Origin of the sequence: Harryflintia acetispora, assembly GCA_004340125.1 — a bacterium.
GTDB classification, from domain to species: domain Bacteria; phylum Bacillota; class Clostridia; order Oscillospirales; family Ruminococcaceae; genus Harryflintia; species Harryflintia acetispora.
This window is the reverse complement of the sequence record SLUK01000001.1, coordinates 136,894-162,059: the sequence shown is the minus strand read 5'-3', so window position 1 is coordinate 162,059 and position 25,166 is coordinate 136,894. Positions and strand designations below refer to the sequence as shown.

The following is a 25,166-nucleotide window of genomic DNA, read 5'->3' as shown; positions in this document are numbered from 1 at the left end:
AATCGACTGGCGCCGTCAGGCCCGCGCCAGGGAGCTTGCCCCCTCGCAGAGGGCGGCAATGGTCAAGTCGAGGTCCTCCTCGGTGATGTCGGGAGAAAAGCTCAGGCGCAGCGCGCTGTCGACGAGGCGGTCGGGCAGCCCCATGGCGGCGAGCACATGGCTTTTGGCCCCCTTGGTGCAGGCCGAGGCGCTCGAAACGTAGATTCCGCGCCCCTCCAAAAAATGGAGCATGGTCTCGCTGCGGATTCCCGGCACCGAGAGGTTTACAATATTAGGTGCGCATTTTAAGGGGGAATTGCTGCAAAGCTGCGGGGTTTCCGCGATTTTTTTCAGCAAATGATCATGCAGGCGTTCCATCTGCGCCAGGCGGGCGGAAAATTCCTGCCGCGCCAGCTCGCAGGCCAGCCCCATCCCGGCGATATAGGCGGTGTTCTCAGTCCCCGGGCGAAGGCCGCCCTGCTGCTTGCCGCCGTAAAGCAGGGGCAGCAGGCGCACCCCCTTCTTTACCACCAGCGCCCCGATTCCCTTGGGAGCGAAGAGCTTGTGGCCGCTGAAGCTCATCAAATCCACCGGCAGCTTCTTAAAGGAAAAGGGTACCTTGCCCAGCGCCTGCACCCCGTCGCAGTGGAAGAGCAGCTGGGGGTTTTTGGCCTTGCAGCGGCCCGCGATGTCCGCAACGTCGCACAGCGCCCCGGTCTCGTTGTTGACCAGCATGCAGGATGCGAGCACGGTCCCTTCGTCCACCGCTTCGGCGAAGGCCTCGGGGTCCACCGTGCCGTCGGAACGGGGCGGTATTTTGACGATATCAAAGCCGTCGGCGGCGAGCGAGTCCAGCGCAGAGAGGACCGAGGCGTGCTCAATTTGTGAGGTGACGATCCGACGCCCCCGCCGCGCCTTGGCGCGCGCGGCGCCGATCAGGGCGAGGTTGTTCGCCTCGGTCGCGCCGGAGGTGAAATAGACCTCCTCCTCCCTGCAGCCGGCGAGGGAGGCAACCTGCCGCCGCGCCGCCGCCACCCGCCGCTCGGCGCGCAGGCCCATATTGTGCAGCGAGGAAGGGTTGCCGTATTCCTCGCAGAGCATTTCATGGATCAGGCTTGCGACCCGCCCATCGGTGCAAGTGGTCGCGGCGTTGTCCAGATAGATGGTGCGGGCCGCCTCTTTTGGGGCCGCGCGGGAGGGCTGCATGGCGAACAACTCCTTTGATATTACAGAAAGGCAATTTTAATATTAAAATTACTTTTAGTTAATTTATGCTATACTATCCTATTATAATCGTGCTTATTATACCGCATCCCGGTGGATTTTTCAAACCTCGACCCGATAATATTTACATAAATTTTGTTTTTGGGGGGAATCCTAACCACATCCAGATGAACCGGCTCATACGGCCGGTGGGACATTGGTTGAAAGGACGGACCTTTATGAGCGAGCTTTCCAAAAGAAACAGTGTGCGGCTGGCGTCGTTTATTTCGGCGGCCGCGGTGGTTCTGGTCGCCTTTGCGGCCAACGCCAGCTACGAGCGCGACCTCTACCGCCGCCAGTTGGAATACACCTATATGCGTTCCCTGCAGGACGCGGCAGACTTCGTATCGAACATTTCGGTCTCTTTAGACAAGGGGATGTATGCCGGGACCCCGGCGCAGATGACGGGACTTTCCGCCACGCTGTGGAAGGATTCCAGCGCGGCCAAGGCCTCCCTCTCCTCGCTGCCGGTCTCGCAGTTTGAGCTGGGCAACACCTACAAGTTCCTCGCCCAGGTGGGGGACTACTCGATGGCCCTGACCCGCAAGGTGCAGCAGAACCAGCAGATCACCGATGAGGAAAAGGAAAATTTCAAAAAGCTGCGGGACTACGCCTACACGCTGAATGACCAGCTCGCCGGGATCGAGCGGCAGCTGCGCCAGGGCCAGCTGACGCTCGAGCAGATCCAGGCCGAGGCGCAGCAGGTGGGCAACGGGGCGGATCAGCCCGCCGAGGGCGAGGACGATCCGGCGGCGCAGGTGGAGACCGCCGGCTTTAAGGAGATGTCCGACGAGTTTTCCGGGTACCCGAAGCTGATCTACGACGGGCCTTTCTCCGACCATATCCTCGAGCGGGAGCCCGAGCTGACAAAGCATAAGGCGATGGTCACCCGCGAGCAGGCCCGCTCCCTGGCGGCCAAGGCGGCCGGGGTCGCGGCAGATACGCTGGAGGACATGGCGGACGAGGCTTCCAAGATGCCCTGCTACAACTTCCAGTCGGGCCAGAAGTCGGTCTCGGTCACCAAGAACGGCGGGCTGCTCAACTATATGGTGGACGGGCGGATCCCAGGGGAAGTGAAGATCGAAGACGATAAGGCCCTGCAAAGCGCGGCGGCCTACCTCGACAAGCTGGGGCTGAAGTCACTTCGCAAGACCTATTATGAGAAGTCCAACAACATCATGACCATCAATTTTGCCTATTACCAAGACGGCGTGACCTGCTACACCGACCTCGTCAAGGTGGGGGTGGCGCTGGACGACGGCTCGGTGGTCTCCTTCGACGCGCGCGGCTATATCACCAACCACCGCGAGCGGGAACTGGGAACCCCGAAGCTCAGCGCCGAGGAGGCGCAGAAGTCGGTCAGCCAGAACCTCACCGTGCGCCAGAACAAGCTGGCGCTGATCCCCACCTCGGGGCTCCATGAGGTGCTGGCCTACGAGTTTTACGGCACCGGGAGCGGTGGGGACGAGATGCTCGTCTACGTCAATGCCGACACCGGCGCCGAGGAACAGATCCTCAAGCTGATCAAAAGCGATACCGGCACCCTGACCAAATAGCGGGGCCGCGAGAAGATTAGGGGCCGCGGTGGGAATCTTATCCCACCGCGGCCCTTGACGCTGTGCGGGTTTGCGGGAGGGGGAATTTGCGGGCTTTTGTTGACTATTGTGGGAAACGCACCTATAATAATAGGTATTGACCGGGCGCTAGCCCGGGCCCGAAGCGGGAAAAATACGCCGCGCTGCGGGCTTGCTTTGTGATCGCCGGCCTGCGCCCGGTGAGAAATGGAGGTTTGCATGAAGCACATCGGTACCCTGCTCTTTAGCCTTGCGCTCGCCCTTGCGCTCACCCTCGGCGCCGGCGCCGAGGCGGCGCCGGAGGAAAACAGCGTCACCCCGGACATGGCGGCGCCTGGGGACTACGCGGTCTATGAGGCCCCGCCCACCGGCCTTGGGGAGCTCTATGGGCTCGATGAGGGCTTCAGCGAGCCGATCCTGGCGAAGGTGGTTTCGATCGTGGAGGACGACGGGATCGCCGCCGACCTCTTCCCGCAGAAGAGCGAAGAGACCCGGGTGTTCGAGGCCAGGCTCCTGCGTGGGCCGTATGCCGGCACCAGTGTGCTCTGCACCCAAACGATGGGCCCGACGACCGCCCGGTTCCTGCGTCCGGTGGCGGTGGAGGACCGGGTCTTTTTGACCCTTTACCGGGACGACGCGGGCGCGATCCGGGCGAGCTTCAGCGACTTTTACCGCACGCCGGTGCTGCTGATCGCGGGCGTGCTGGCCGCGGCGGCGTTGATCGTGGTCTGCAAGCGAAAAGCCGGGCTTAAGCTGGTCTTTGCGGTGGGGCTCTCGCTGTGTACGGTGCTCTTCGTTCTGGTGCCGCTGTTGCTGGGCGGTATGCAGCCGCTGCTGGCTGGGGCGCTTTGCTGTGCGCTGATCCTGATTTTGTGTGTCTGGATCCTCTATGGGATCAAATATCATACCCTGGCTGCGCTCCTGGGCGCGCTTTGCGCGCTGCTTGCGGCGGGCGCGCTGGTGGGCCTTACCGACTGGCTGCTGCGCCTGTCGGGGATCGCAAGCCTCGATATGCTGCGCCGCTACTACAGCGGTGGGGCGGCAATCGACCTTGGCGGGGCGCTCTGCACGCTGGTCATGCTCTCCTCGGTCGGGGCCATTCTGGTGGTCTGCCGCACCGCCGCGCTGGGGGCCGAGCCGCGGGAAGGGCAGCCGCGCGACTTTAAGAGCGTGTTCGGCGCCGGGATGCGCGCCGGAGGCGGCGCCATCTCCCCGGTGGTGACCACCCTCGCCTTCTCCTCGATCGGCTGGGCGGCCGGGTTCATCCTGCTGCTGCGCATGGGCGGCATGCCCTATGAGCGGATCATCAGCGACGAAAGGGTTTCCACCGAGCTGCTGCGCCTCTTCGCGGGGCTGTGCGGGCTGCTGCTGTGCGTGCCGCTGACCAGCTTCTTCGCCGCGCTCCTTATGCGCGTGCGCCAAAAGGAGGACGGCTCGCTGTGCGAGTTCAGGGTCAAGGAAGCCCTGATCGAGCGAGAACATCAGATTTTCGGCAGGATCGCCGAGCGGCTGGACCGCTCCGCAAAAGCGATGACCAAGGCCGCTACGCCGGAGCCCCGCGCCGCACAAGCGCAGAATGAGGGAGCGAATGAGCCCGCAGGGGAGGAAGAGCCGGCGGCTGCCGCGGCCGGAGACGGACAGTCGGATGGTGCGCATGAGCAGGCGCCGCAGGAGGCGGCTATGCAGGAGGGCGGCGCGCGGCCAAACGAAGGGAAGGGCGAAAAGCCCGCCAAGCGGCATAAAAAATAGGATTTTTCTGAGGTATATCCCGCCCAGGACCGGGGTATACCTCGGTTTTGTTTTGCAATTGCCCATAAAATGTGTATAATAGTACTGTTGCGCCTGTTTGGACAGGGCCGAGAAAAGAGACGAGAGCATGTACCGGATCATCGACGCACATACGCATATCTACCCCGACAAGATCGCGCAAAAAGCCCTGCGCCAGATCGCGACCTTCTATCGGATGGACGACCGCATCGCCCAGCCCGGGGAGGCCGGCACGGTGGGCTACCTGCTGCGGCTGCAGGAGGAGCTCGGGATCGAGCGTTCACTGGTCTGTTCGGCGGCCTATGAGCCGCGGCTGGTGCCGGCGCTCAACCGCTTCCTCACCGAGAGCTGCAAGGCGGCGGGGGAGCGCTTTTGGGGCTTTTGCGCCATCCATGCCGGGTGCAAGGACATCCCCGCCATACTGGCGCAGTGCCAAAAGGATGGGCTGCATGGGGTGAAGATCCACCCCGACTACCAGAAGTTCAATATGGACGATCCCCGGCTCGACCCGCTTTATGAGTACTGCACCGGGCATCATTTCCCGGTGCTGATCCACTGCGGGGACGAGCGGCTGGACCACTCTTCCCCTGCGCGGCTGCAGCGGGTGCTGGACCGGTTTCCCCGCTGCCCCATCATCGCGGCCCACCTGGGCGGCTACCGGCGCTGGGACGAATCCATCATGCTGCGTCCGAGCGAGGGGCTCTGCTTCGACACCAGCTCCGCCCTCTTCGCGCTGCCGCGGGAGCGTGTGATCGCCTTTTTTGAGCGCTTCGGCTACGAGCGGTTCCTCTTTGGCAGCGACTATCCGCTCTTCGACCCGCGCGAGGAGCTGCGGCGCTTTCTGGCGCTGGGGCTTTCCGAGGGTCAAAACCGGCTGATCCTCGGGGAAAACTTTCTGCGGCTCTTCGGCGCAGGTGGGCAAAACCCACAACCGGCCCCCGCGCGGATTGGATAACCTACACGAATTGTAAATTTTGGCGCCTCATTTTCTTTATTTTTTTTAAGGTTTGGTAACAAATCACTGGAAAGCATTTGCTATCATTTGTATGGTTGGTTTATGGATTTGGTAGAATCCATTATAAAATATACAGACTGTATATTTGTAGGAGGTAAAACAAGAATGCTAGAGGTCAAAAACCTCACCAAGGCATATGGCGAGAAGCGTGCTGTCGACGACATCACCTTCACCGTCAACCGCGGTGAAATCCTCGGATTCCTGGGCCCGAACGGCGCGGGGAAATCCACGACCATGAACATCATCACCGGGTACCTCTCCTCGAGCGAGGGGACGGTCACGGTGGACGGGCATGACATACTGGGCGACCCGATCAAGGCCAAGGCCAAGATCGGCTACCTGCCCGAGCATCCGCCGCTCTATCTGGACATGACAGTGCGGGAATACCTGGATTTCATGTTCGACCTCAAGAAGTGCAAGCTCCCCAAGAAGGCGCACATCGCCGAAATCTGCGAGCTGGTCAAGATCACCGACGTGTACCAGAGGATCATCAAGAACCTCTCCAAGGGCTACCGTCAGCGCGTGGGCCTGGCGCAGGCACTGCTCGGAAACCCCGACCTGCTGATCCTGGACGAGCCCACCGTGGGGCTCGACCCCAAGCAGATCATCGAGATCCGCGGGCTGATCAAGAAGCTGGGGGAGAAGCACACCGTCATCCTTTCCTCCCACATCCTGCCCGAGGTGCAGGCGGTCTGCGAGCGGGTCATCGTGATCAATAAGGGCAAGCTGGTCGCGGACGACACCCCGGACAACCTCTCCCATGCCATGAGCACCGACCACAAGCTCACCGTGCGCGTAGACGGGCCGGAGGACGGCGTTTACCAGCTGCTGCGCGGCCTGCCCTCGATGGTCGAGGTGCAGAAGCTCGGCGTGCGCGAGGGCAGCGCCTATGAATATTCCCTCGAGGCCGAGCCCGAGGCCGACGTGCGCCGCGAGATGTTTAAGAGGCTCGCGGACCGCGGCTGGCCGATCCTGGCGCTGCGCTCGAGCGAGCTGTCGCTCGAGGACATCTTCCTCTCGCTGACCTCGGACGACAAGCCGGGTATCGCGCTGCAGGACGAGGCGGGGCAGGAGGAGCTCTCTAAGAGCGCGCACGAGCTGGCGGACTCCCTCGACGGGGACGCGGGCGCAGAAGAAAACGGAGGTGAAGCGTAATGTTCGCAATTTTCCGCCGGGAGCTGAGAAGCTATTTCACCTCCCCGATCGCTTATATCTACATCGCGGTGTTCTACGCGCTGGCGAGCTTTTACTTCTTCGGCACCGCGCTGCTCTCCAACAGCACCAACCTTTCCTACGTGTTCAGCTACCTGTTCACCATTTCGATGTTCCTGATCCCGATCCTCACCATGCGCCTGCTCAGTGAGGACAAGAAATACAAGACCGACCAAGCGCTGCTCACCGCGCCCATCAGCCTGCTTTCGCTGGTGCTGGGCAAGTACCTGGCGGCCCTGTTCGTCTACTTCATCGGGATCGCCATCACCCTGGTCTTCGGGGTCATCATCGCGGCCTTCACCCCGCCGGATTGGGCGGTCATCTTCGGGCACTTCATCGGCCTGCTGCTGCTGGGCGCCGCGCTGATCGCCATCGGCACCTTCATCTCCTCGCTGACCGAGAACCAGGTCATCGCGGCGGTGGGCGGCTTTGCGGTGGGGTTTGCCCTGATGCTCGTCGAGGCGCTGACCTCGGTGGTGCAAAGCCCGCTGCTGCAGAGCGTTATCTCGGGGATATCCTTCACCAGCCGTTACCAGAGCTTTACGGTCGGGGTGCTCAATTTTGCCGATGTCATCTTCTTTTTGAGTGTGTGCGTCGTGTTTATCTTTTTCACGGTGCGCGTGTTTGAAAAAAGAAGATGGAGCTGAGGAAGGGGTGGATGAATATGGATATGAAAAAAGCATTTACGTCCAAGCGCTTTAAATACGGAACCGTCTCTACCCTGATCTCGGTGATTTTCCTGGCGGCCGTCATTATCGTCAACGTGCTGGCCTCGGTGCTGGTGGACAAGTTCCCGATGAACATCGACCTGACCCAAAACCACGCCTTCGAGCTCTCCGAGGCGAGCGCCAATTTTGTCAAGGAGATCGAGAAGCCGATCACCATCACCGTGCTGGCCAACGAGAAGCAGCTTGAGAGCGGGGGGGACATCTATTCCTCCCAGGTCAAGAACGTGATCGACCAGTACGCCAAGTACAACAAGAACATCACGATCAAGTATGTGGACATCGTGTCCGACCCGACCTTCGCGGCCAGCTATCCGGACCTGACGCTCAACTACAACGACATCGTGGTGGATTGCGGCGGAAAAACCCGCAAGATCTCGATGTACGACATGTTCAACATCAACTATAACCAGTATACCGGCCAGCAAACCATCCAGTCCTCCAAGGCCGAGCAGATGATGACCTCGGCCATCATGGGGGTCACCAGCGATGCGCTGGTAAGGGTGAGCATCCTCACCGGCCACGACGAGACCGAGCTGCCGGCCCTGCAGGAGCTGCTGGAGCAGAACAACTTCGAGGTCGTCACCCAGAACCTCTCCACCGAGGACGTGGACCCGACGGCCGACGTCGCCTTCCTGCTGGCGCCCGGCCGCGACCCGGACGCCGAGATGCTCGACAAGCTGGATAAGTGGCTGGAAAATAACCAGGAGTACGGAAAATCCCTGATCTACGCCGCCGACGCCCAGAAGCCGGTGGAGACCCCGAACCTCGACGCGTTCCTCGCGGACTGGGGCATTGGGGCCGGCATGGGCGCAGTGCTCGAGACCGACCAGAACAAGGTCTTCAATTACAACCCCTTCTTCTGCACCGTGGAATATGTCGCGGACGAATACCAGGACGACATCACGGGCGGCGTCAAGGTGTCCATGCCCTTCGGCCGTCCACTCGAGGCGCTGTACGAGACCCAGAGCGGGCGCAAGGTGACCACCCTGCTGCAATACTCCGAGAGCGCCTGCGTGCGCCCGGTGGACGCGGCCGAGGACTGGCAGCCCGCGCAGGGCGACCTCGGCGCGGTTCCCGCGCTGCTGCGCTCGACCTATACCCGCTATGAGGGGAACGAGCCGCTTTCCTCCAACGTCTTTGCCTTCTCGGCGGTTTCGGCGTTCGAGAGCGTGGTCTTAAACAGCAAATCGGTCGCCAATGCCGAATACGCCATGAACATGCTCAACACCTTAACCGAGCGCTCCGACGTGATCACTGTGGCGCCCAAGGAGCTGGGCGGCAGCGAGCTTGGGATCAATCAGCTGCAGGCCAATATCATCTCGGCGGTGCTCGTCTACGTCATTCCGATCCTGATCATCGTCGCCGGCCTCGTCATCTGGCTGCGCCGCCGCCATAAATAACGGAGGGGCCCATGAAAAAACAAATTATCATTCTCGTTGTCTGTATCGTATTCGCCGCCGTGCTCGGCGGGGCGCTCTACTTCCTCATGCAGTATGAGCCCGAGGGGGAGGAGAGCTCCTCGAGCGAGTCCACCGCGGTGGCCCTCGTGGAAAAAACCGAATACGATGTGGACACCGTCACCATCGAAAACGGGGAGGGCAGCTTCACCATCAAAAACCTCGGGGACAGCCAGTACGAAATCCCCGAGGTCCAGGAAGCCCCCCTTAACACCCTGGCGGGCACCGCCCTGAAGCGGATGGCCACCTTGAGCGCCACTTCCACCGTCAGCGAGTCGCCCGAGGACCTCGGCACCTACGGGCTGCAAAGCCCCTCGGCCACGGTCAGCGCCAAGTACACCGACGGCAGCAGCTTCACCCTGCTGCTGGGCGACGACGCGCCGGGGAACAACGGCACCTACGGCAAGACCCCGGACAACGACACCGTTTACCTGTTTTCCACCTCCGAGGTGCAGAACTTCAAGAAGAGCGTCTTCGAGTTCGTGGACAAGACGGTGACCAACCAGCCGGACGAAAACTACCAGCAGACCGGCAACATCGTCTATCCCGACAAGGTGACGCTGGGAGGGAGCTTTCGCAGCGAGCCGGTGGTCATGCAGATTGTCGACGCTGAGGAGGGGGCCGAGAGCGAGCTGGCCAATTACGGCCTGACCATGTACACCATGACCTCGCCCAAGGTGCGCCCGGTCGATTCGGACAAGGGGACCGACGCGCTCACCAACCTGATGACCATCACCGCCGACGCCATCGTGGCCTATGAGCCGACGCCTGAGCAGATGAAGGAGTACGGCCTCGACGAACCCTACTCCACCGCCGAATTCACCTATAAGGATTTGGAGGAGAGCGAGCACAAGGTGAACCTGCGCCTGAGCGCGCCGGACGCCGAGGGGAACGCCTACCTGCTCAAGGAGGGCACCCCGCTCGTCTACAAGATTGCGGTTTCCGGCCTGCCGTGGTATGAGATGAGCTATGGCGATTTCATCTCGACGCTGCTGTTCACCCCCTTCATCGACGACATCAAAACCCTCACCGTCTCCACCCCGACGAGCTCCTACGTCTACGAGATGAGCGGCGAGGGGGATGAGCTCAAGGTCACCTGCAACGGGCAGGAGGTGGACACCAAGCTCTTCCGCTCCCTCTATCAGACCCTGATCGGGATCCCGGCGGAGGAGTACACCGAGGAGAAGCCGGCACAGGATGCGGCCATCCTGCTGGCCATCGAATACGCCTACCGCGACGCCAGCCGGGAGCACAACACCGTGCAGCTGATCGCGGGCCCGACCCGCAAGGCCTTCCTCTTCAACGACGGGGACGGAGAATTCTTCACCAAGGCGGGCTATGCGGACACCATCCTGCAAAACTGCCAGAACCTGCTCGAGGGGAAGGACATTAAACCGCTTTACTAAGGAATCTGTTTTTCGGGGCGGCCTGTCAAGTCTTTTGACAGGCCGCCTCAGTTTGTCGACAGAGGAAAGGCGGGAGAACCCCTCTTGGGGTTCTCCCCTCAAACCGTCCACTGGACGCTTTGATTCCCCTCTCCTACGCTTTTTACGATTTATGAGGGCTCCTTGCCCTCAAACTCCCCGCCAGAGGGGTACGGCGCCATTGGCGCCGTTTGCCCCCTTGGCGCCGTTTGCCCCCTTGGGAGCCCTGTTTCTTGTTGAAAGTGCGCACCTTTCTGCAGGCGGCCTATCAAGTCTTTTGATAGGCCGCCCTTTGTGTTATAATAACAGGGTGTTACAAGGATAAGGTTTTCCACCGAGGTGGAACCGGAAAGAGGACATGTTCATGGATTTGATCGCACAGCTGTCTAGAGAGCTGCACCTGCGCGCACCCCAGGTCGAGGCCGCCGTCGGCCTGATCGATGCGGGGAACACCATCCCCTTCATCGCCCGCTACCGCAAGGAGGCCACCGGCTCGCTGGACGACGGGGCCCTGCGCGACCTGTACGAGCGGCTGCGCTATCTGCGGACACTGAGCGCACGCGCACAGGAGGTGCGCGAGAAAATCGAGGAGCAGGGCAAGCTGACCGGGGAGCTTTCGGCCGCCATCTCGGCGGCCGCGACCCTGGCCGAGCTCGATGATATTTACCGCCCCTACCGCCCCAAGCGCAAGACCCGCGCTTCGGTCGCTAGAGAGCGGGGGCTGGAACCCTTGGCGGACTTTTTGCAGGCGCAGCGCCCCGGCTGCCGGGACCCGAAGCAGGAGGCGCTGCGGTATGTGGACCCCGGGCGCGATCTGCCCGACGCCGGGGCGGCGCTGGCGGGGGCGATGGACATCCTCGCCGAGCAGGTGTCGGACGACGCGGCGGTGCGCGGCAGGCTGCGCCGGCTGCTGCAAACGAGAGGCAAGCTGCGCAGCGTGGGGGACAAAGAAAAGGAGAGCGTCTACGCCCTCTACTACGATTTCTGCGAGCCGATCCAGAAGCTGCCCTCCCACCGGGTGCTGGCGATTGACCGCGGGGAGAGGGAGGGTTTCCTAAAGGTCTCGCTTGAGCTCGAGGAAGAGCCGGCGCTGGACGTCCTCTACCGCGCGCTGATCAAGGGGCGTTCCCCCTGCGAGGAGTACTGCCGCGCCGCGGCGCAGGACGGCTACCGGCGGCTGCTCTTCCCCTCCCTGGAGCGGGAGGCACGCGCCCTGCTCACCGGGCAGGCGGCGGCTGAGGCGATCAAGGTATTTTCCAAGAATTTGCGCCAGCTGCTGCTGGGACCGCCCTTAAAGGGGAAGGTGGTGCTGGGGTTGGACCCGGCCTACCGTACGGGATGCAAGATCGCGGTGGTGGACGCCACCGGCAAGGTTCTGGATACGGCGGTGGTCTATCCCACCCCGCCGCAGAATAAAAAAGAAGAAGCGGCCAACATTCTAAAAGGGCTGATCGCGCGCCACGGGGTGCAGGTAATCTCGATCGGCAACGGTACCGCCACCGGCGAGGCCGAACAGTTTATCAGCGGGCTGATCGCCTCCCTGCCCGAACGTGCGCTCTCCTATGCGGTGGTCAGCGAGGCGGGCGCCTCGGTCTATTCCGCTTCCAAGCTCGCGGCCGAGGAATTCCCCCAGTACGACGTGTCGCTGCGCAGCGCCGTTTCGATCGCAAGGCGGTTACAGGACCCGCTGGCCGAGCTGGTCAAGATCGACCCCAAGGCCATCGGGGTGGGGCAGTACCAGCACGACATGCCGCAGCGTGAGCTCGCCGAGAGCCTGCACGGCGTGGTCGAGGACTGCGTCAACAGCGTGGGGGTGGACCTCAACACCGCCTCGCACTCCCTTCTGGGCTACGTCGCCGGGATCGGCGGAGCGCTTGCCAAAAACATTGTTTCCTACCGGGAGGAAAACGGCGGGTTTCACTCCCGGCGGCAGCTGCTCGCGGTGCCAAAGCTCGGGAAGAAGGCCTTCGAGCAGTGCGCGGGCTTTCTGCGCATCCCGGGGGGCGAGAACGTTTTGGACAACACCGCCGTCCACCCCGAGAGCTACGAGGCGGCGAAGGGGCTTTTGACCCTGTGCGGCTGCGGGGAGGACGACCTGCGCGCCGGGGGGCTTCCGGACCTTGCCGGGCGGGTGGAGCGCCTCGGAAGCGAAGAGCTCTGCCGCCGCCTTGGGGTGGGGGAGCCCACCCTGCGCGACATTGTGTCCGAGCTGCAAAAGCCGGGGCGGGACCTGCGCGAGAGCCTGCCGCCGCCGCTGCTTCGCACCGGTGTGATGGACATGAAGGACCTTTCCCCCGGCATGGTCCTCACCGGGACGGTGCGCAATGTCATCGACTTCGGCGCCTTTGTGGACATCGGGGTGCACCAGGATGGGCTGGTGCATGTCTCGCAGCTGAGCGAGCGGTACGTGCGGCACCCGCTGGACGTGGTGAGCGTCGGGGACGTGGTCAAGGTGCGGGTGCTCGAGGTGGACCAAAAGCGCGGGCGGATCAGCCTGACCATGAAACAGGTCGAAGAATAACCGGGTGAAAAGGAGGAAAAGCGGATGGAAAAGAAGATCGGTCGGCGCGCGCTGCTGCTGTGGCGGGTGCGCCTGTGCCTGTGCGCGCTGCCCTGCCCCTTCCTGGTCGCCCTCTTTTTCCCCGGCGCAAAGATATGGAGCGCGGCGCTCACCGTTTTGTGGGTGAGCGTCTTTCTGGGGCTGTTTTTGCTCTATTACCCCATCAAGTACCAGCGGTTGGGTTACCGGGTCCATGGGGGCAGCCTGGCGGTGCACTGCGGGGTGTTCTATAACCGGCTCAAGGCAATCGATCTTGGGAATGTCCAGCATGTCTCCTCGGTCGCCGGGCCGCTGCAGCGCCTGCTCGGGCTCGCCTCGGTCTATGTGGCCGGGGCGGGCGGGGTGATCGTCCTGCCCTGCCTGGAGGCGGCAAACGCGCGCGCCCTCTGCGAGCGGCTGCTGGAGGGGGAGAGGGGGGAGCGCCGGTGAGCGATACCCGCCACAGGCCCCACCCCTATATGGTGATCCACAACCTGCGCCGCTTCCTCGCGCTGCTGGTCATCCCGCTGGTGCGCGGCTTCGCCACCGCACTGGGCGGCGGCTTTGCCGCCTGGCTCGCCGGCGCCTGGGCGGACATCCTGGTCCTCTCGCTGATCCTGGGGCTCTCAACGCTGCAGTGGGTTTTCTGCTTTTATTCGTGTGATAAGAAGGGGCTCTACTTTGCACGCGGGGTGCTTTTTCGCAAGCGGATGTTCATCCCGATGGAAAAGATCTCCACCCTGTCGGTGGTCCGCCCGTTCTATCTGCGGTGGCTGCATGTGGTGCGGCTGCGCGCGGACACCCTGGCCGGACCGAGCGACCAGGAGGACTTCTCCCTCTTTGTGGGCCAGGGCGAGGCCGAGCGGATCCTCGGCGTGCGCAAAAAGGAGCTGGAGGAAGGCAGGCTCACCCGCCAGTACCGGCCCCGCAGCCTCTATGTGGCGGCGCTGGCCGCCTTTTCGTCGAGCTCGTTTGCCGGGGTGTTCTTCCTCTCCACCCTGATTTCCCAGACCGGACAGCTGTTGGGCAACGAATTTAGCGACCGGCTCTACGGTACCTTCGAGCACATCACCCAGCTGCTGGCCTTCGGCCTGCCGCCCGCGGCGGCGGCGCTGGGCTATCTGCTGCTCTTCGGCTGGCTGATCGCGTTCACCATCAACTTTATCCGGCATAAGAATTTTTGCCTGCGCCGCCGGGCGGACTGCGTGCAGGTCAGCGGCGGGATCTTCACCAACCGGGATTACTCGGTCTCGGTGGACCAGATCAACTACCTGGACATCCGCCAGAGTGTGCTCAGCTTCCTGCTGCGCTTTTGCTCGGTGCACATCAGCGCGGTGGGCTACGCCAAGCGCAAGGAGGATGTTTCGAGCGTTGTCCCCGCCGTGCGCACCCGGGACGTGGGCAAGACGCTGGGGATGTTCTTTCCCGAGTTCGTCGCACAGCCGCGCCAGGTCTGGCACAATCCCGGCGCCCTCTTCAAATTTATCGGCGACCCCTCCTGGGGCTGCGTGCTGATCCCGGGAGCGACATTGCTGCTGCGGTGGATCTTTCCGGATTGGGGTTCCTTCATCGGCTGGGTCGGATTCATGCTCTGCTTCCCGGCCTATTGGTTTTTGATCGTGCGCCTGATCGACTACTTTTCCGCCGGCATCGCCAGGGATGGGGAGCACTACACCCTGCACTACTCCGAGGGGTATTACCTGCATACCGTGGTCATCCCCCGCAGCCGGATCGCCTACGTCTGCCTGCGCCAAAGCCCCATCCAGTCGCTGGACAAAAAGTGCGACCTGCTGATCTACTCCTATTCCGAAAAGAAGCACCGGCACCATATCCGCAACCTGGACCGGCAGGCGGCGATCGAGCTGTTCGATTTGAGTCCGGAAAACTGAGGCTGAAAAAATTGCCCACCCAGAAAACTGCGGCCCAAAACGGGATTCGCAAGGGGCCTTGCCCCTTGCGTGGAGGTTTGGAGGCAAAGCCTCCGAGGTCTTTTGCTTTCAAAAAAGGGGAAAGGGTGAATCGCGCGCAGCGCGAGGGGGAAAACCCCGAGATGGGTTTTCCCCACTCTTCATATAATTTTTCAGTATTTTTTTAAAAAAGGTATTGTGTATTGCAAAGTAGTGTGCTATGATAGGGACACAGAAGGTTCCACGTCTCCCCGGGAGACGCTAACCCATGGCAGAATGGAGGGAGCTGTTTGAACACCCAGTTTCGCAAGGGCGTGATCGAGATGTGCATCCTGGCGCTGATTGACCGGCGGGACATGTACGGCTATGAAATTGTGCAGTCCATCGCCCGGTACACCGAGATCGGCGAGGGAACGGTCTATCCGATCCTGCGCAGGCTGACGAGCGAAAATTATTTTCGCACCTATCTGCGGGAGAGCTCGAGCGGGCCCGCCAGAAAGTATTATGCCATCACCGACCAAGGGCGAGAGTTTTTGCAGGCGCTGAAAAAGGATTGGTTCGAGTTTTCAGAGATCGTGGGAATATTATTGAGGGGTGAAGATTTATGAACAGAGCGGAATATATCAGCCAGCTGGAGTTTTCCCTGAAGGGGAAGCTGCCGCCGCGTGAGATAAACGAGATCCTTCGCGACTATTCCGAGTACTTCGAGGCCGGAAAGAGCGAAGGGAAGACGGAGGAGGAGATTTCGGTCAACCTGGGGATCCCCTCCATGGTGGCCGAGCAGATCCTCAGTGAAAACGAGGAGGAGGCGCCGCAGGAGCGGCATGGCCTGCGCTATTACTGGAACCGGCTGATCGAGAAGATCAAGTCCTTTTTGGAGAAGCCTATGGAGCCGGACGGGTACGCCGCACCACAGCCGGCGCCCGAAGGGGAAGAGCCCCCGAAAAAAGTGGAGAAGGCGAGCGCACAGCGCGCCTCGGACATCAGTATTATCAAGACCCTGCTGATCATCCTGCTCTGCCTTTTGGCCCTGCCGGTGTGCGCCCTGCTCATCCCCGCCGGGCTCGCCCTGATCGCCGGGCTTGTCGCCGCAGTGCTCGGGATTGGGGTGGCGCTGGTGATGGTGTTCGGCGCGCTGGTGTTCGGCGCGGTGGCCGCGGCGTTCATGCTGGCCTCCCTGGCGGTGGGCACGGTTTCCCTTCCCGGCAGCTTCGTGGCGCTGGGGGTCTTCGGGATCCTGCTTTGCCTGGCGGGGGCGGTGCTTTCGATCTGCCTCATCATCTACCTGATCCGCTGGATCGTGCGGCTGGTGCGCAGCTGCTTCGGGCGGCAAAGGAACCCGAACTCCGCGCGCAATCCCGCTTATCAGGCCCGCAACAGCGCCGCGCGCAAAGAGGGCGGCGGCTACGGCTACGGCGGCCTACCCTATGGGGAGGAGCCCTCGGTGCAGGGGGACGAGGAGGACTATGAAGAGGAGGAACAGGCCGATGCTTAAAAAGGTAACAATTATATCCGTCTTTGTCCTGATCGCCAGCATGTTGGTCTGTGTGGTGGCGGCCCCGCTGGCCGTCAAGGATTTCCTGACGAACGGGGACAAGATATTCAGCCAATTTTTCAATGCCAGCGAGGTTTATTCCTTCGAGGAGGCCGATGCGATCCGGGTCGACTTCCCGGGCGACTACTATCAAATTCTCGTCGAGCAGTCGGAGGACGACAACAGCTACCTGCGTGTTGAGGGCGTGATGGCGAAGGAGTACACCATCACGCCCCGCGAGGAGACCATCGGCAGCTCGCAGGTGGTCACGGTGCGCATCGGGGACGACTCCTTCTTTGACCCGGACACCTCCTCCTACCTGCTGCGGCGCAGCCTGCGCAGAATGGCGCAGACCACCGTTATTTTGCGGGTGCCCGAGCGCGTGGCGGTCGAGACCACCGGGAGGCCCTACTATGTCTACTACAATGACAGCGTACGGTTTGCCAACCGCTCCTACTACGACGACCGGGAGTGGGAGGAGAACACCGAATATGAGTCCGGGGGCGACCGCTCCGAGAGCCGCCAGGCGCTCTATCAGAAGTACGACGCCGGAATCGCCGCCTTCGGCTCCGAGCTGGAGACGGCCAGCGCGCGGATGATGACCCAGGTGGACGTTTACCCGACCGAGAACTTCTACCAGGAGGTCGACGGGATCGTGGAGCGGTACCAGCAGAAGCTGCGCGGGCAGCTCTTCCCGCTGCATTCCGAAATATTCGACATAGACACCCTGTCCTCCCTGCTGAACAACTATCTGGAGCTGGTTGGGCAGGAGGAAAAGTACCGCACGGTGATCGACCTCGACCGGGGCGACGAGAGCACCGAGGAGCAGTATGACAAGGTCAGCGAGCTGGCCGGGAACGCCAGGGAGCGCTTCGAGGAGATGTACGAGCGCTATCTCGACGACGCGGCGCCCGCCGAGGAGGGCGAGGACTTCGCTTCCTCCGAGGCCGAGCCGGCCGGCATGATCGTGCAGAGCGAGGCGGCCGAGGCCTCCTCCGGGGAGATGATCCCCCTCTCCTCCTCGAGCATCCCCGGTTGACACAATTCAAAAGGGCGGGACCGAAGGATATCCCTTCGGTCCCGCCCCTTTTTTTGAATCCAATTATTCGCGCGGCGCTTGCGGCCGCTCGGCGGACGCCTGCCGCTCCTCGCGGGGCGGGCGCTCCCTGCGGGGCCTGCCGCCCCTGGGCGGCCTCTCCCGCGCCTCGCCCTCCCGGACGGGCTTGTCCTCTCCGGCGGGCTTATCCTCCCGGGGAGCTTTGTCCTCCCTCTGCCTGCCCTCGCGGGGCGGGCGGCCTTCCTTTTGCTCTTTCTCCTTTGGCCGCTCCTTGCCTTCATTCCCCGGCCGGGGGCCGAGCACCCGCACATCCTTGCGGTTAAAGGGCACCGGCACATGGTCGGCGTTTTTGTCCAGCATCACCTTGAGCTCGCCGGTCAGAAGGCTCACCTCGCTGACCACGCCGCGTCCGTCCTTGGTGGAAACCACGCTCCCCACCTTCGGGGTGATCCTCAATAGGTCCTCATAGGCCTCCTGCTCGTATTTGAGGCAGCACATCAGCCGCCCGCAGGTGCCGGAAATCTTGGTGGGGTTTAAGGAAAGGCCCTGCTCCTTGGCCATCTTGATCGAGACCGGCTGGAACTCGCCCAAAAAGCTGTTGCAGCAGAACGGCCGCCCGCAGATCCCCAGACCCCCGAGCATCTTGGCCTCGTCCCGCACGCCGATCTGCCGCAGCTCGATCCGGGTGCGGAAGACCGAGGCCAGGTCCTTGACCAGCTCCCGGAAGTCGACCCGCCCGTCGGCGGTGAAATAGAAAAGGATTTTGTTGTTGTCGAAGGTGTACTCCACGTCCACCAGCTTCATGTCGAGCTTGTGCTTCTGGATTTTCTCCAGCGCGACCTTGGCCGCCTTCTCTTCGTTTTGGCGGTTCTGCTCAACCCGCTTGAGATCCTCCTCGTTGGCCGCGCGGATCAGCGGCTTTAGGGGCTTGACGATCTTCTCGTCCGGGATCTCCCGGATGCTCATCGCCACCTGGCCGCACTCCACCCCGCGGGCGGTCTCCACGATCACGTAGCCGCCCAGCGGCACGTCGTAGTGCAGCGGATCGAAATAATATACCTTGCCGACGCTTTTAAAGCGTACGCCGATTACCTTTGCCATCTTGTTCTCCTAACTTTACTACCGGTGCCCTCAGCCGAGGACCGCTCCGGTGAGCCGCGCGCCCAGCCGGGTGAGGGTGAGCGGGAGGTTGAGGTTAAACTGCCCCGTGCGGCTCATGTCATCTATTATATCAAGGATTTTGATCCCCTGCAATGCCGTAAGACGCTGGGAAAGAGCGGACAGCTCTTCATCCTGCGGCTGGTATTTTTGCTCCACGAGCTGGGAAAAGATCACCCGCAGATCGCAAAGCAGCTCGCGGTAGCCGGCGCGGTCCCGCTCATAGCGCTGCAAAAGCCGCAGCACCTGGTAGCGCTCATGCCCGATGAGGGCTTTGGAAAGCGCGAGCGCGTCGGCCATCACCCTGGCTTCGGGCGTGTCGGAGAGGAGCTGCGCCGTGCGCCCGATGTTCCCGCCGCAGAGCCGCGCCATACGAAGCGCTTCCTGAGCGCCCACACCGCCCTCCAGCAGCTCCTGGACCCGTCCCGCACATTCCTCGGGCGATGGGAGCTCCATGCGCAGCAGCAGGCAGCGCGAAAGGATGGTGGGCAGCAGGTTCTCCCGGTTGTCCACCGTGATGATGAACATCAGGTATTCGGGCGGCTCCTCGATCACCTTGAGCAGGGTGTTGAGGGTGCGCGCCTGGGCGATGTCCTGGATGTCCCGCAGGATGACCACCCGCCGCCGGCCCTGGTTGGGCGGGGTGGCGACCGACTGGTTGATGGTGCGCAGGCTCTTGATGGTCAGCGTCCCCTGCCCGCCGCTCTTCGCGAAGACCTCGACGTCCGGGTGCTGCCCCTCGAGCGCCATTTTGCAGTCGGGACATTCCCCGCAGCCCGCGCCGCTGCGGCGGCAGACCGCCATGGCCGAAATCAGCCGTGCCAGGGTGAAGCGGCCGCTGCCGCGTTCCCCCTCCAGGATGATGGCATGCGGCAAGCGCCCGTCCGCGCCGAGCCGGACGAGCGCCGCCTTGTTTTGTTCATTGGAAAGGAGGGCGTCAAGCAGCATGGGTTACAGCTTTTCGAACTGCTCGACGTTGATGACGAAGATGGTCGCGCCGCCGACGGTGACTTCCACCGGGTAGGAGGCGTACATCCCCACGCCGTAGGAGGCGGAGGAGGGGATCATCTGGGTGCGCTTCTTGGAGTGCTTGCCGATGATCTCGATGACCTCCTGCACCTTTTCATCGTCGGTACCGATGATGAAGGTGGTGTTGCCCGAGAGCAGGAAGCCGCCGGTGGTGGCCAGCTTGGTGACCGAAAACTTCGCCTTGGTGAGCGCGGAGGATACCTTTGCGCTGTCGTCGTTGGAAACGATCGCGAATATCAGTTTCATAACAAAACCTCCCGTTTGTCGAAAATCAAGTCCGTACAAAGAGGCAATCCCCTCTGTATGGCTTTATTTTACCACATTGACCGCCGTTATGCCATAGCTTTTTAGCAGGAAAATCGCCTCGTCATCCAAAATTTCCCCGGGCATGACGACCGGGATGCCCGGCGGGCAGGGGGTGACCATCGCCGCGGCCACCCGCCCGGCGGCGCTTTCAGGCGGCAGCGCTTCGCTCTCCTTCAGCATGGCCTCCCGGATGGAGAGGCGGCGCGGCGGCGCATGGAAGGCCAAAGGCGCCTCTTCGGCCTCCCCGTCCTCCCCGGCGGGCAGCGCGCCGAGCAGGCATTGCAGCCGCTGCCAGTCCTCCCCGGCGGTGTCGGCCCCGGCCAGCAGCACCGCGCCGAGGGGGGAACAGAGCTCGGGCTCGATCTTCTGAGCGTAGAGCAGGCCGAGCATCTCCCCCGCCGCCATCCCGAGCGGGCGCAGCGGCAGGGTCAGGCGCAGCGGGTCGCACCCCGCTCCCCCGATAAACGGGACCCCGCGCGCCGCGCCCGTTTGCATTAGATCCGCGAGCCGCCCGGCCGCCGCTTGCAGCCGCCGGGGGAGCTCCCCTTCCAGCTGGCCGCAGCATAGGTCCATCGAGAGCAGGATCAGATAGCTCGGCGAGGTCGAGCCGAACCAGGACATGCGCACCTTTGCCTGACGAAAGAAGCGCTCCTCCCGCAGGTGGAGCAGTGCCGCCCCGGTCAGGGCGGGGAGCATCTTGTGTAAGCTGTCGCAGCAAAGGTCCGCCCCCTGCGCAATGGGGTGGAGGGCCTGTCCCATAAAGGGCAGGTGCGCGCCGTGCGCGCCGTCCACCAGCAATGGCTTCTGATGGCGGTGGCAGACCTCTGCAATCCCCGCAATGTCCGCCAGGAACCCGTAATAGGTCGGGGAGGTGATGTAGACGGCCTGCACCTGCGGGTGCGCGCAAAGCCCCGCCTCGACCTGCGCCGGGGTGAGAGGCAGCGGGATGCCGTACCGGGTATGGTCTGGGAAGAGCCAGTGCGGCCCGATCCCCAAAAGCCCCATGGCGCTGACCGCGCTGGTGTGCACCCCCCGCTCGCAGAGGAGCTCCCCGCCCGCGGCGGCGAGGGAGAGCATGGTCTGGATGCAAAGGGTGCTCCCCCCGGCCGAGAGGAGGCTGTGCGCCGTACCGTAGAGGCGGGAAAAGCGCTCCTCCAGCTCGCGCAGCGCCCCGTCGGCTTCATAGAGGCTGTCGGTCAGGGGGACCTCGGTGAAGTCGTAGGGCGCGCAGCGCTCCAGCGGGGCGGGGAGCACCCCCTTGTGCCCCGGCATGTGAAAACGGGAGCGCCCGGTGGCCATCTGCTCACCGAGCGCCTGATAAAGGGGAGTATTCATAGCGGTCAGTCCTTTTTTTCTGTCAGCTTGTTTTTGAGCTTCACCGCGGCGCTGCGCGCCTCGATGGCCTTATCCACCATCGCCTTGACGGCAGGATGGTACACATAGTCGAATTCGCCAGCCAGCTCGTCGAGCTGGCCGTTAAAGCCCCGCTTGAAGCGGTAGAGCCCGTAGAGATGGTCCTCCTCGTCCAGCACGCCGGACACCCCCTGGAAGTCGTAGACCGTGCAGCCGGTCTCGATCGCCCAGCGGATCATCTCCCACTGGATGAGGTAGTTTGGCATCACATTGCGGTAGACGTTGTCCGACGCGCCGTAGACGTAGCAGGTCTTGCCGGCATAGTTGGTGGTGATCGCCCCGGAAATCGGCTGTCCCTCATAGAAGGCCATGTAGAGGCGCACGTTTTCCCCCAGCGCGTCGAGCATCCGTTCAAAGTATTCCTTCGGGCGGGTGGAAAAGCCGTCCCGCTCGCCGGTGGTGCGCATGATCCGCATAAAGTCGTCCATCAGCGCCGGAAGCTCTTCCTTTTCGACCACCCGGATCACGACCCCCTTCTTCCGGGCCAGGCGCACGTTGTAGCGGGTCTTCTGGGTCAGGTTCATGAAGAGCTCCTCTTCGCTGCGCCCCTGCAGATAGAGCCGGTAGTTGAAGCGGCACTGGATGGTCTCGAAGCCGGTGGGCCCGGCCAGGCGGGAAAAGCCCAGCTCCCGCATGGCCGAGAGGAATCCTTCGTCCGAAGCGAGGACGTCCGGGTCCCATTTAAAGGTGTGGGCGTGGTAGCGCCCGGCCAGCGCGTCGGCCCCTTCCTTGAGGTCGCGCAGCGTTTCGGTATCGTGGGGATCGCACACCGGGCCGCGCGGGGCGTAGAGAAAGCTGGTGTGCAGCGCCGGAATCTGCTGCACCAGCACCCCGCAGGCGCCTTTGACCGAACCGTCGGGCGCGCGGGAGACGATCCCCTCCCATCCCCAGTTGTTTTTGACCAGCCGCCAGCGGGGGGACTGGGTAAAGCCGCCCTGGGAATGGCGGCTGACAAATTCCTCGAATTCGGGGTACTGCTCGGCTTTGATGATTTCCAACTTGTCGTCTCCTTTATCGGTGGGCGTCAGGCGCCGCTGAATGTTCGATCAGGCCCAGGTTTCGCCGCAAAACCGCCTGGCCCTTGTAGGCGTAGGCGCGGTCGGCGATCATCGCGTCAAGGTTAGTATCGCGCACCACGGCGCAGATATTCCGGTAGAAATCCGGGATGCCGCTGTAGGCCTTCCCCCGGTTCATCGGGCAGCAGTCGGTGCAGATGTCGCACCCCCAGGCCATCCCGCCCGCCGAGATTTGCGCCCTCTCTTCGGGGTCCGTGAGCTTCTTTTTCTGGGTCAGGTGGGAGCGGCAGCGCCCGCGCACAAGGCCCCGATCATTCAGCGCCCCGGTGGGGCAGGCGGCAAGGCAGCGCCCGCAGCGCAGGCAGCCGCCCTCCTTCGGGCGGGACGGGGGAAAGCGCACTGTGGAGACGATCGCTCCGATAAAAATATATGACCCGTAGGTTTCGTTTATGAGCTGGCCGTGCAGCCCGCGCACCCCCAGCCCCGCCCGCCTGCCGGCCTCGACCTCGTCGATGGGGGAGGCGTCCACCAGTGCCAGGAACTGCTCCCCGGGGAAGGCCTCGCGCAGCCGCAGAGATACCCTTTCGAGCAGCGCGCCGCTCACCGTGTGGTAGTCCTGCACCATCGCGTAGCGGGAAACGTTGCGGTGGGGGAAGCGCCCCACATAGTAGGGGACGGCCGCCATCACCAGGGAGCGGGCCCCCGGCGGCAGCCGCTTGCGGGAGGGCAGGCGGCAAAGGGCGGGGTCGAAGTCGCACGTCCCGTACTCGCTGAGCCCCGCCTCCTGGAACAGGGCGCGCAGCAGTTCTCCGGTCGGCTCCATCGGCACTCCACCCCTTTTCACACACTCTGACTTCTTATTAATTTACCATGTTTTGCGCGCTTATTCAACCGCCCCGCCCCGCCTGCGGGTTTCGGACAAAAAGAAGGGTGCAAAAATTCATGGGTTTGTCAATGTTTTGACAACCTCACGTCTTGTAAATTGGGCCCCCGCATATTATAATAGCCTTGTACAATGGATTTCCCGCGTCGGTCGGGTAGGACATTTGTTGAAAGGAGCCAGAAGGAATATGAACTATTCTCACGAAGTTGAGAGCATGTGCACTCTCACCAAGGGCCCGCACCACGGACCCGCTCCCATCCCCGAAGAGGGCAGATGGGTCAAGGCATACCAGATCAGCGACATTTCCGGCCTCTCGCACGGCATCGGCTGGTGCGCACCGCAGCAGGGCGCTTGCAAGCTGACCCTGAACGTGAAAAACGGCATCATCGAGGAGGCGCTCGTCGAGACCCTCGGCTGCTCGGGCATGACCCATTCGGCGGCGATGGCGGGCGAGATCCTCCCCGGCAAGACCCTGCTCGAGGCGCTCAATACCGACCTGGTCTGCGACGCGATCAACGTTGCCATGCGCGAGATCTTCAAGCAGCTCGTTTACGGGCGCAGCCAGACCGCCTTCTCCGAGGACGGCCTTCCCATCGGCGCCTCGCTCGAGGACCTGGGCAAGGGCCTGCGCTCCCAGGTGGGCACCATCTTCTCCACCGGGCTCAAGGGCGTGCGCTACCTGGAGCTGGCCGAGGGCTACATCCTGAGCGTGGCGGTGGACGAGAACGGCGAGGCCATCGGCTACAAGTTCGTAAAAGTCGGAAAGATGTTGGAGGATATGAGACACGGCGTTGACCCGAAGACTGCGTTCGAGAAGAACGTCGGTACATACGGCCGTTACGAGAATGCTCCTAAGTACATCGACCCGCGTGAAGAATAAGAGAAAGGGAGGGATTTCGCAATGGCACAGTTTGAAGGTAAAGAGAGAAGAATGCCTAAAATCGAGGCATGCTTAAAAGAATACGGCCTGGAGTCGCTCGAGGCGGCGCGGGACCTCTGCAAATCCAAGGGGATCGACGTGGAGACCATCGTCAAGGGCGTGCAGCCCATCGCGTTTGAGAACGCGGTCTGGGCCTATACCCTGGGCACCGCGGTCGCCCTCAAGAAGGGGGCCTCGAAAGCCGCCGACGCCGCCGAGGCGATCGGAATCGGCCTGCAGGCGTTCTGTATCCCCGGCTCGGTCGCCGAGCAGCGGGACGTGGGCAAGGGCCACGGGAACCTGGGCGCCATGCTGCTCAGAGATGAGACCAAGTGCTTCTGCTTCCTGGCCGGGCACGAGTCCTTCGCCGCGGCCGAGGGTGCGATCGGCATCGCCCGCAACGCGAACAAGGCCCGCAAGGAGCCGCTGCGCGTCATCTTAAACGGTCTGGGCAAGGACGCCGCTTACATCATCTCCCGCATCAACGGCTTCACCTATGTCGAGACCGACTACGACTTCAAGACCGGCGAGATCAAGATCGTGCGCGAGGTCGCGTTCTCGGACGGCGAGAAGGCCAAGGTGCGCGTCTACGGCGCGAACGACGTGCTCGAGGGCGTGGCGATCATGAAGCTCGAGAAAGTCGACGTTTCGATCACCGGCAACTCCACCAACCCGACCCGCTTCCAGCACCTGGTCGCGGGCACCTATAAGAAGTGGTCCTACGAGAACGGCGTCAAGTACTTCTCGGTGGCCTCGGGCGGCGGCACCGGGCGCACCCTGCACCCGGACAACATGGGCGCCGGCCCGGCTTCCTACGGCCTGACCGACTCGATGGGCCGCATGCACGGCGACGCGCAGTTTGCCGGCTCCTCCTCCGTCCCGGCGCACGTCGAGATGATGGGCCTGATCGGGATGGGCAACAACCCGATGGTCGGCGCCACCGTCGCCTGCGCGGTTGCGGTCGAAGAGGCCTGCAAATAAGAAAA

General features: G+C 62.7%; 21 protein-coding genes and 1 pseudogene. 15 read left to right on the top strand and 7 right to left on the bottom strand.

What is annotated here, in order from left to right; genetic code table 11:
• Positions 1–15 precede the first annotated feature (15 nt).
• Entirely contained in the window at positions 16–1,185 is a 1,170-nt protein-coding gene (locus EDD78_RS00790) for a cysteine desulfurase family protein (RefSeq protein ID WP_132083493.1), read from the bottom strand.
• A 236-nt stretch (positions 1,186–1,421) separates the two neighbouring features.
• On the opposite strand from EDD78_RS00790, the gene ypeB reads away from it, so the two are divergent.
• The 13 genes from ypeB to EDD78_RS00725 all read left to right on the top strand — a co-directional run bounded on the left by ypeB (position 1,422) and on the right by EDD78_RS00725 (position 17,438).
• Positions 1,422–2,798, top strand: coding sequence for a germination protein YpeB (gene ypeB, locus EDD78_RS00785; RefSeq protein WP_165873051.1), 1,377 nt, complete (start codon positions 1,422–1,424; stop codon positions 2,796–2,798).
• Between the two features lie 237 nt (positions 2,799–3,035).
• The gene (locus tag EDD78_RS00780) at positions 3,036–4,565 is read left to right on the top strand and encodes a YibE/F family protein (protein WP_165873050.1); all 1,530 of its coding nucleotides are present in this window, start codon (positions 3,036–3,038) and stop codon (positions 4,563–4,565) included.
• Positions 4,566–4,692: 127 nt separating this feature from the next.
• Entirely contained in the window at positions 4,693–5,538 is an 846-nt protein-coding gene (locus EDD78_RS00775; RefSeq protein ID WP_132083487.1) for an amidohydrolase family protein, read from the top strand.
• Between the two features lie 165 nt (positions 5,539–5,703).
• Positions 5,704–6,753 (top strand): ATP-binding cassette domain-containing protein, encoded by a 1,050-nt coding sequence (locus tag EDD78_RS00770; RefSeq protein WP_132083484.1) that lies wholly within the window; start codon positions 5,704–5,706, stop codon positions 6,751–6,753.
• Positions 6,753–7,457: an ABC transporter permease gene (locus EDD78_RS00765; RefSeq protein WP_079700274.1), complete on the top strand. Its 705-nt coding sequence runs from the start codon at positions 6,753–6,755 to the stop codon at positions 7,455–7,457. The genes EDD78_RS00770 and EDD78_RS00765 overlap by 1 nt, the downstream gene beginning before the upstream one ends.
• 23 nt (positions 7,458–7,480) lie before the next feature.
• On the top strand, positions 7,481–8,938 hold the full coding sequence (locus tag EDD78_RS00760; protein WP_165873049.1) for a GldG family protein: 1,458 nt from the start codon (positions 7,481–7,483) through the stop codon (positions 8,936–8,938).
• An 11-nt stretch (positions 8,939–8,949) separates the two neighbouring features.
• Positions 8,950–10,401, top strand: coding sequence for a DUF4340 domain-containing protein (locus EDD78_RS00755; RefSeq protein WP_132083480.1), 1,452 nt, complete (start codon positions 8,950–8,952; stop codon positions 10,399–10,401).
• A gap of 382 nt (positions 10,402–10,783) precedes the next feature.
• Positions 10,784–12,940 (top strand): Tex family protein, encoded by a 2,157-nt coding sequence (locus EDD78_RS00750; RefSeq protein WP_132083478.1) that lies wholly within the window; start codon positions 10,784–10,786, stop codon positions 12,938–12,940.
• A gap of 24 nt (positions 12,941–12,964) precedes the next feature.
• Positions 12,965–13,408 carry a PH domain-containing protein gene (locus EDD78_RS00745; RefSeq protein WP_079700270.1) on the top strand — a complete coding sequence of 148 codons (444 nt, stop codon included), beginning with the start codon at positions 12,965–12,967 and terminating at the stop codon, positions 13,406–13,408.
• On the top strand, positions 13,405–14,847 hold the full coding sequence (locus tag EDD78_RS00740) for a PH domain-containing protein (protein ID WP_079700269.1): 1,443 nt from the start codon (positions 13,405–13,407) through the stop codon (positions 14,845–14,847). Before EDD78_RS00745 ends, EDD78_RS00740 begins: the two co-directional genes overlap by 4 nt.
• Positions 14,848–15,155: 308 nt before the next feature.
• A complete protein-coding gene (locus tag EDD78_RS00735) occupies positions 15,156–15,473 on the top strand; it encodes a PadR family transcriptional regulator (protein WP_079700268.1) in 318 nt (105 codons plus the stop codon).
• Complete coding sequence (locus EDD78_RS00730; RefSeq protein WP_132083476.1) at positions 15,470–16,360, top strand: DUF1700 domain-containing protein; 891 nt, start codon at positions 15,470–15,472, stop codon at positions 16,358–16,360. Before EDD78_RS00735 ends, EDD78_RS00730 begins: the two co-directional genes overlap by 4 nt.
• Positions 16,353–17,438, top strand: a complete 1,086-nt coding sequence (locus EDD78_RS00725) for a hypothetical protein (protein WP_132083474.1) — start codon at positions 16,353–16,355, stop codon at positions 17,436–17,438. The genes EDD78_RS00730 and EDD78_RS00725 overlap by 8 nt, the downstream gene beginning before the upstream one ends.
• 267 nt (positions 17,439–17,705) lie before the next feature.
• On the opposite strand, the pseudogene EDD78_RS00720 reads toward EDD78_RS00725, so the two are convergent.
• From EDD78_RS00720 to EDD78_RS00695, 6 genes and pseudogenes are all read right to left on the bottom strand, one after another.
• Positions 17,706–18,557, bottom strand: a pseudogene (locus EDD78_RS00720) (PSP1 domain-containing protein); the annotation flags it as partial.
• A 30-nt stretch (positions 18,558–18,587) separates the two neighbouring features.
• The gene (locus tag EDD78_RS00715; protein WP_132083472.1) at positions 18,588–19,562 is read right to left on the bottom strand and encodes a DNA polymerase III subunit; all 975 of its coding nucleotides are present in this window, start codon (positions 19,560–19,562) and stop codon (positions 18,588–18,590) included.
• A 3-nt stretch (positions 19,563–19,565) separates the two neighbouring features.
• Positions 19,566–19,889, bottom strand: a complete 324-nt coding sequence (locus EDD78_RS00710) for a cyclic-di-AMP receptor (protein ID WP_079700263.1) — start codon at positions 19,887–19,889, stop codon at positions 19,566–19,568.
• A gap of 63 nt (positions 19,890–19,952) precedes the next feature.
• Positions 19,953–21,284: an Orn/Lys/Arg family decarboxylase gene (locus EDD78_RS00705; RefSeq protein WP_132083470.1), complete on the bottom strand. Its 1,332-nt coding sequence runs from the start codon at positions 21,282–21,284 to the stop codon at positions 19,953–19,955.
• Positions 21,285–21,289: 5 nt separating this feature from the next.
• Positions 21,290–22,360 (bottom strand): lipid II:glycine glycyltransferase FemX, encoded by a 1,071-nt coding sequence (locus EDD78_RS00700; protein ID WP_132083468.1) that lies wholly within the window; start codon positions 22,358–22,360, stop codon positions 21,290–21,292.
• Between the two features lie 13 nt (positions 22,361–22,373).
• A complete protein-coding gene (locus tag EDD78_RS00695; RefSeq protein ID WP_132083465.1) occupies positions 22,374–23,222 on the bottom strand; it encodes an epoxyqueuosine reductase in 849 nt (282 codons plus the stop codon).
• Between the two features lie 226 nt (positions 23,223–23,448).
• On the opposite strand from EDD78_RS00695, the gene EDD78_RS00690 reads away from it, so the two are divergent.
• Entirely contained in the window at positions 23,449–24,141 is a 693-nt protein-coding gene (locus tag EDD78_RS00690; protein WP_079700259.1) for an iron-sulfur cluster assembly scaffold protein, read from the top strand.
• 21 nt (positions 24,142–24,162) lie between these two features.
• Positions 24,163–25,161, top strand: coding sequence for a GGGtGRT protein (locus EDD78_RS00685; protein WP_132083463.1), 999 nt, complete (start codon positions 24,163–24,165; stop codon positions 25,159–25,161).
• The last annotated feature ends 5 nt before the right edge of the window (positions 25,162–25,166 follow it).

Coding starts and splice junctions, on each gene's coding strand:
- EDD78_RS00790 (WP_132083493.1), bottom strand. CDS start 1,185: ATGCAGCCCTCCCGCGCGGCCCCAAAAGAGGCGGCCCGCACCATCTAT.
- ypeB (WP_165873051.1), top strand. CDS start 1,422: ATGAGCGAGCTTTCCAAAAGAAACAGTGTGCGGCTGGCGTCGTTTATT.
- EDD78_RS00780 (WP_165873050.1), top strand. CDS start 3,036: ATGAAGCACATCGGTACCCTGCTCTTTAGCCTTGCGCTCGCCCTTGCG.
- EDD78_RS00775 (WP_132083487.1), top strand. CDS start 4,693: ATGTACCGGATCATCGACGCACATACGCATATCTACCCCGACAAGATC.
- EDD78_RS00770 (WP_132083484.1), top strand. CDS start 5,704: ATGCTAGAGGTCAAAAACCTCACCAAGGCATATGGCGAGAAGCGTGCT.
- EDD78_RS00765 (WP_079700274.1), top strand. CDS start 6,753: ATGTTCGCAATTTTCCGCCGGGAGCTGAGAAGCTATTTCACCTCCCCG.
- EDD78_RS00760 (WP_165873049.1), top strand. CDS start 7,481: ATGAAAAAAGCATTTACGTCCAAGCGCTTTAAATACGGAACCGTCTCT.
- EDD78_RS00755 (WP_132083480.1), top strand. CDS start 8,950: ATGAAAAAACAAATTATCATTCTCGTTGTCTGTATCGTATTCGCCGCC.
- EDD78_RS00750 (WP_132083478.1), top strand. CDS start 10,784: ATGGATTTGATCGCACAGCTGTCTAGAGAGCTGCACCTGCGCGCACCC.
- EDD78_RS00745 (WP_079700270.1), top strand. CDS start 12,965: ATGGAAAAGAAGATCGGTCGGCGCGCGCTGCTGCTGTGGCGGGTGCGC.
- EDD78_RS00730 (WP_132083476.1), top strand. CDS start 15,470: ATGAACAGAGCGGAATATATCAGCCAGCTGGAGTTTTCCCTGAAGGGG.
- EDD78_RS00725 (WP_132083474.1), top strand. CDS start 16,353: ATGCTTAAAAAGGTAACAATTATATCCGTCTTTGTCCTGATCGCCAGC.
- EDD78_RS00715 (WP_132083472.1), bottom strand. CDS start 19,562: ATGCTGCTTGACGCCCTCCTTTCCAATGAACAAAACAAGGCGGCGCTC.
- EDD78_RS00710 (WP_079700263.1), bottom strand. CDS start 19,889: ATGAAACTGATATTCGCGATCGTTTCCAACGACGACAGCGCAAAGGTA.
- EDD78_RS00705 (WP_132083470.1), bottom strand. CDS start 21,284: ATGAATACTCCCCTTTATCAGGCGCTCGGTGAGCAGATGGCCACCGGG.
- EDD78_RS00690 (WP_079700259.1), top strand. CDS start 23,449: ATGAACTATTCTCACGAAGTTGAGAGCATGTGCACTCTCACCAAGGGC.
- EDD78_RS00685 (WP_132083463.1), top strand. CDS start 24,163: ATGGCACAGTTTGAAGGTAAAGAGAGAAGAATGCCTAAAATCGAGGCA.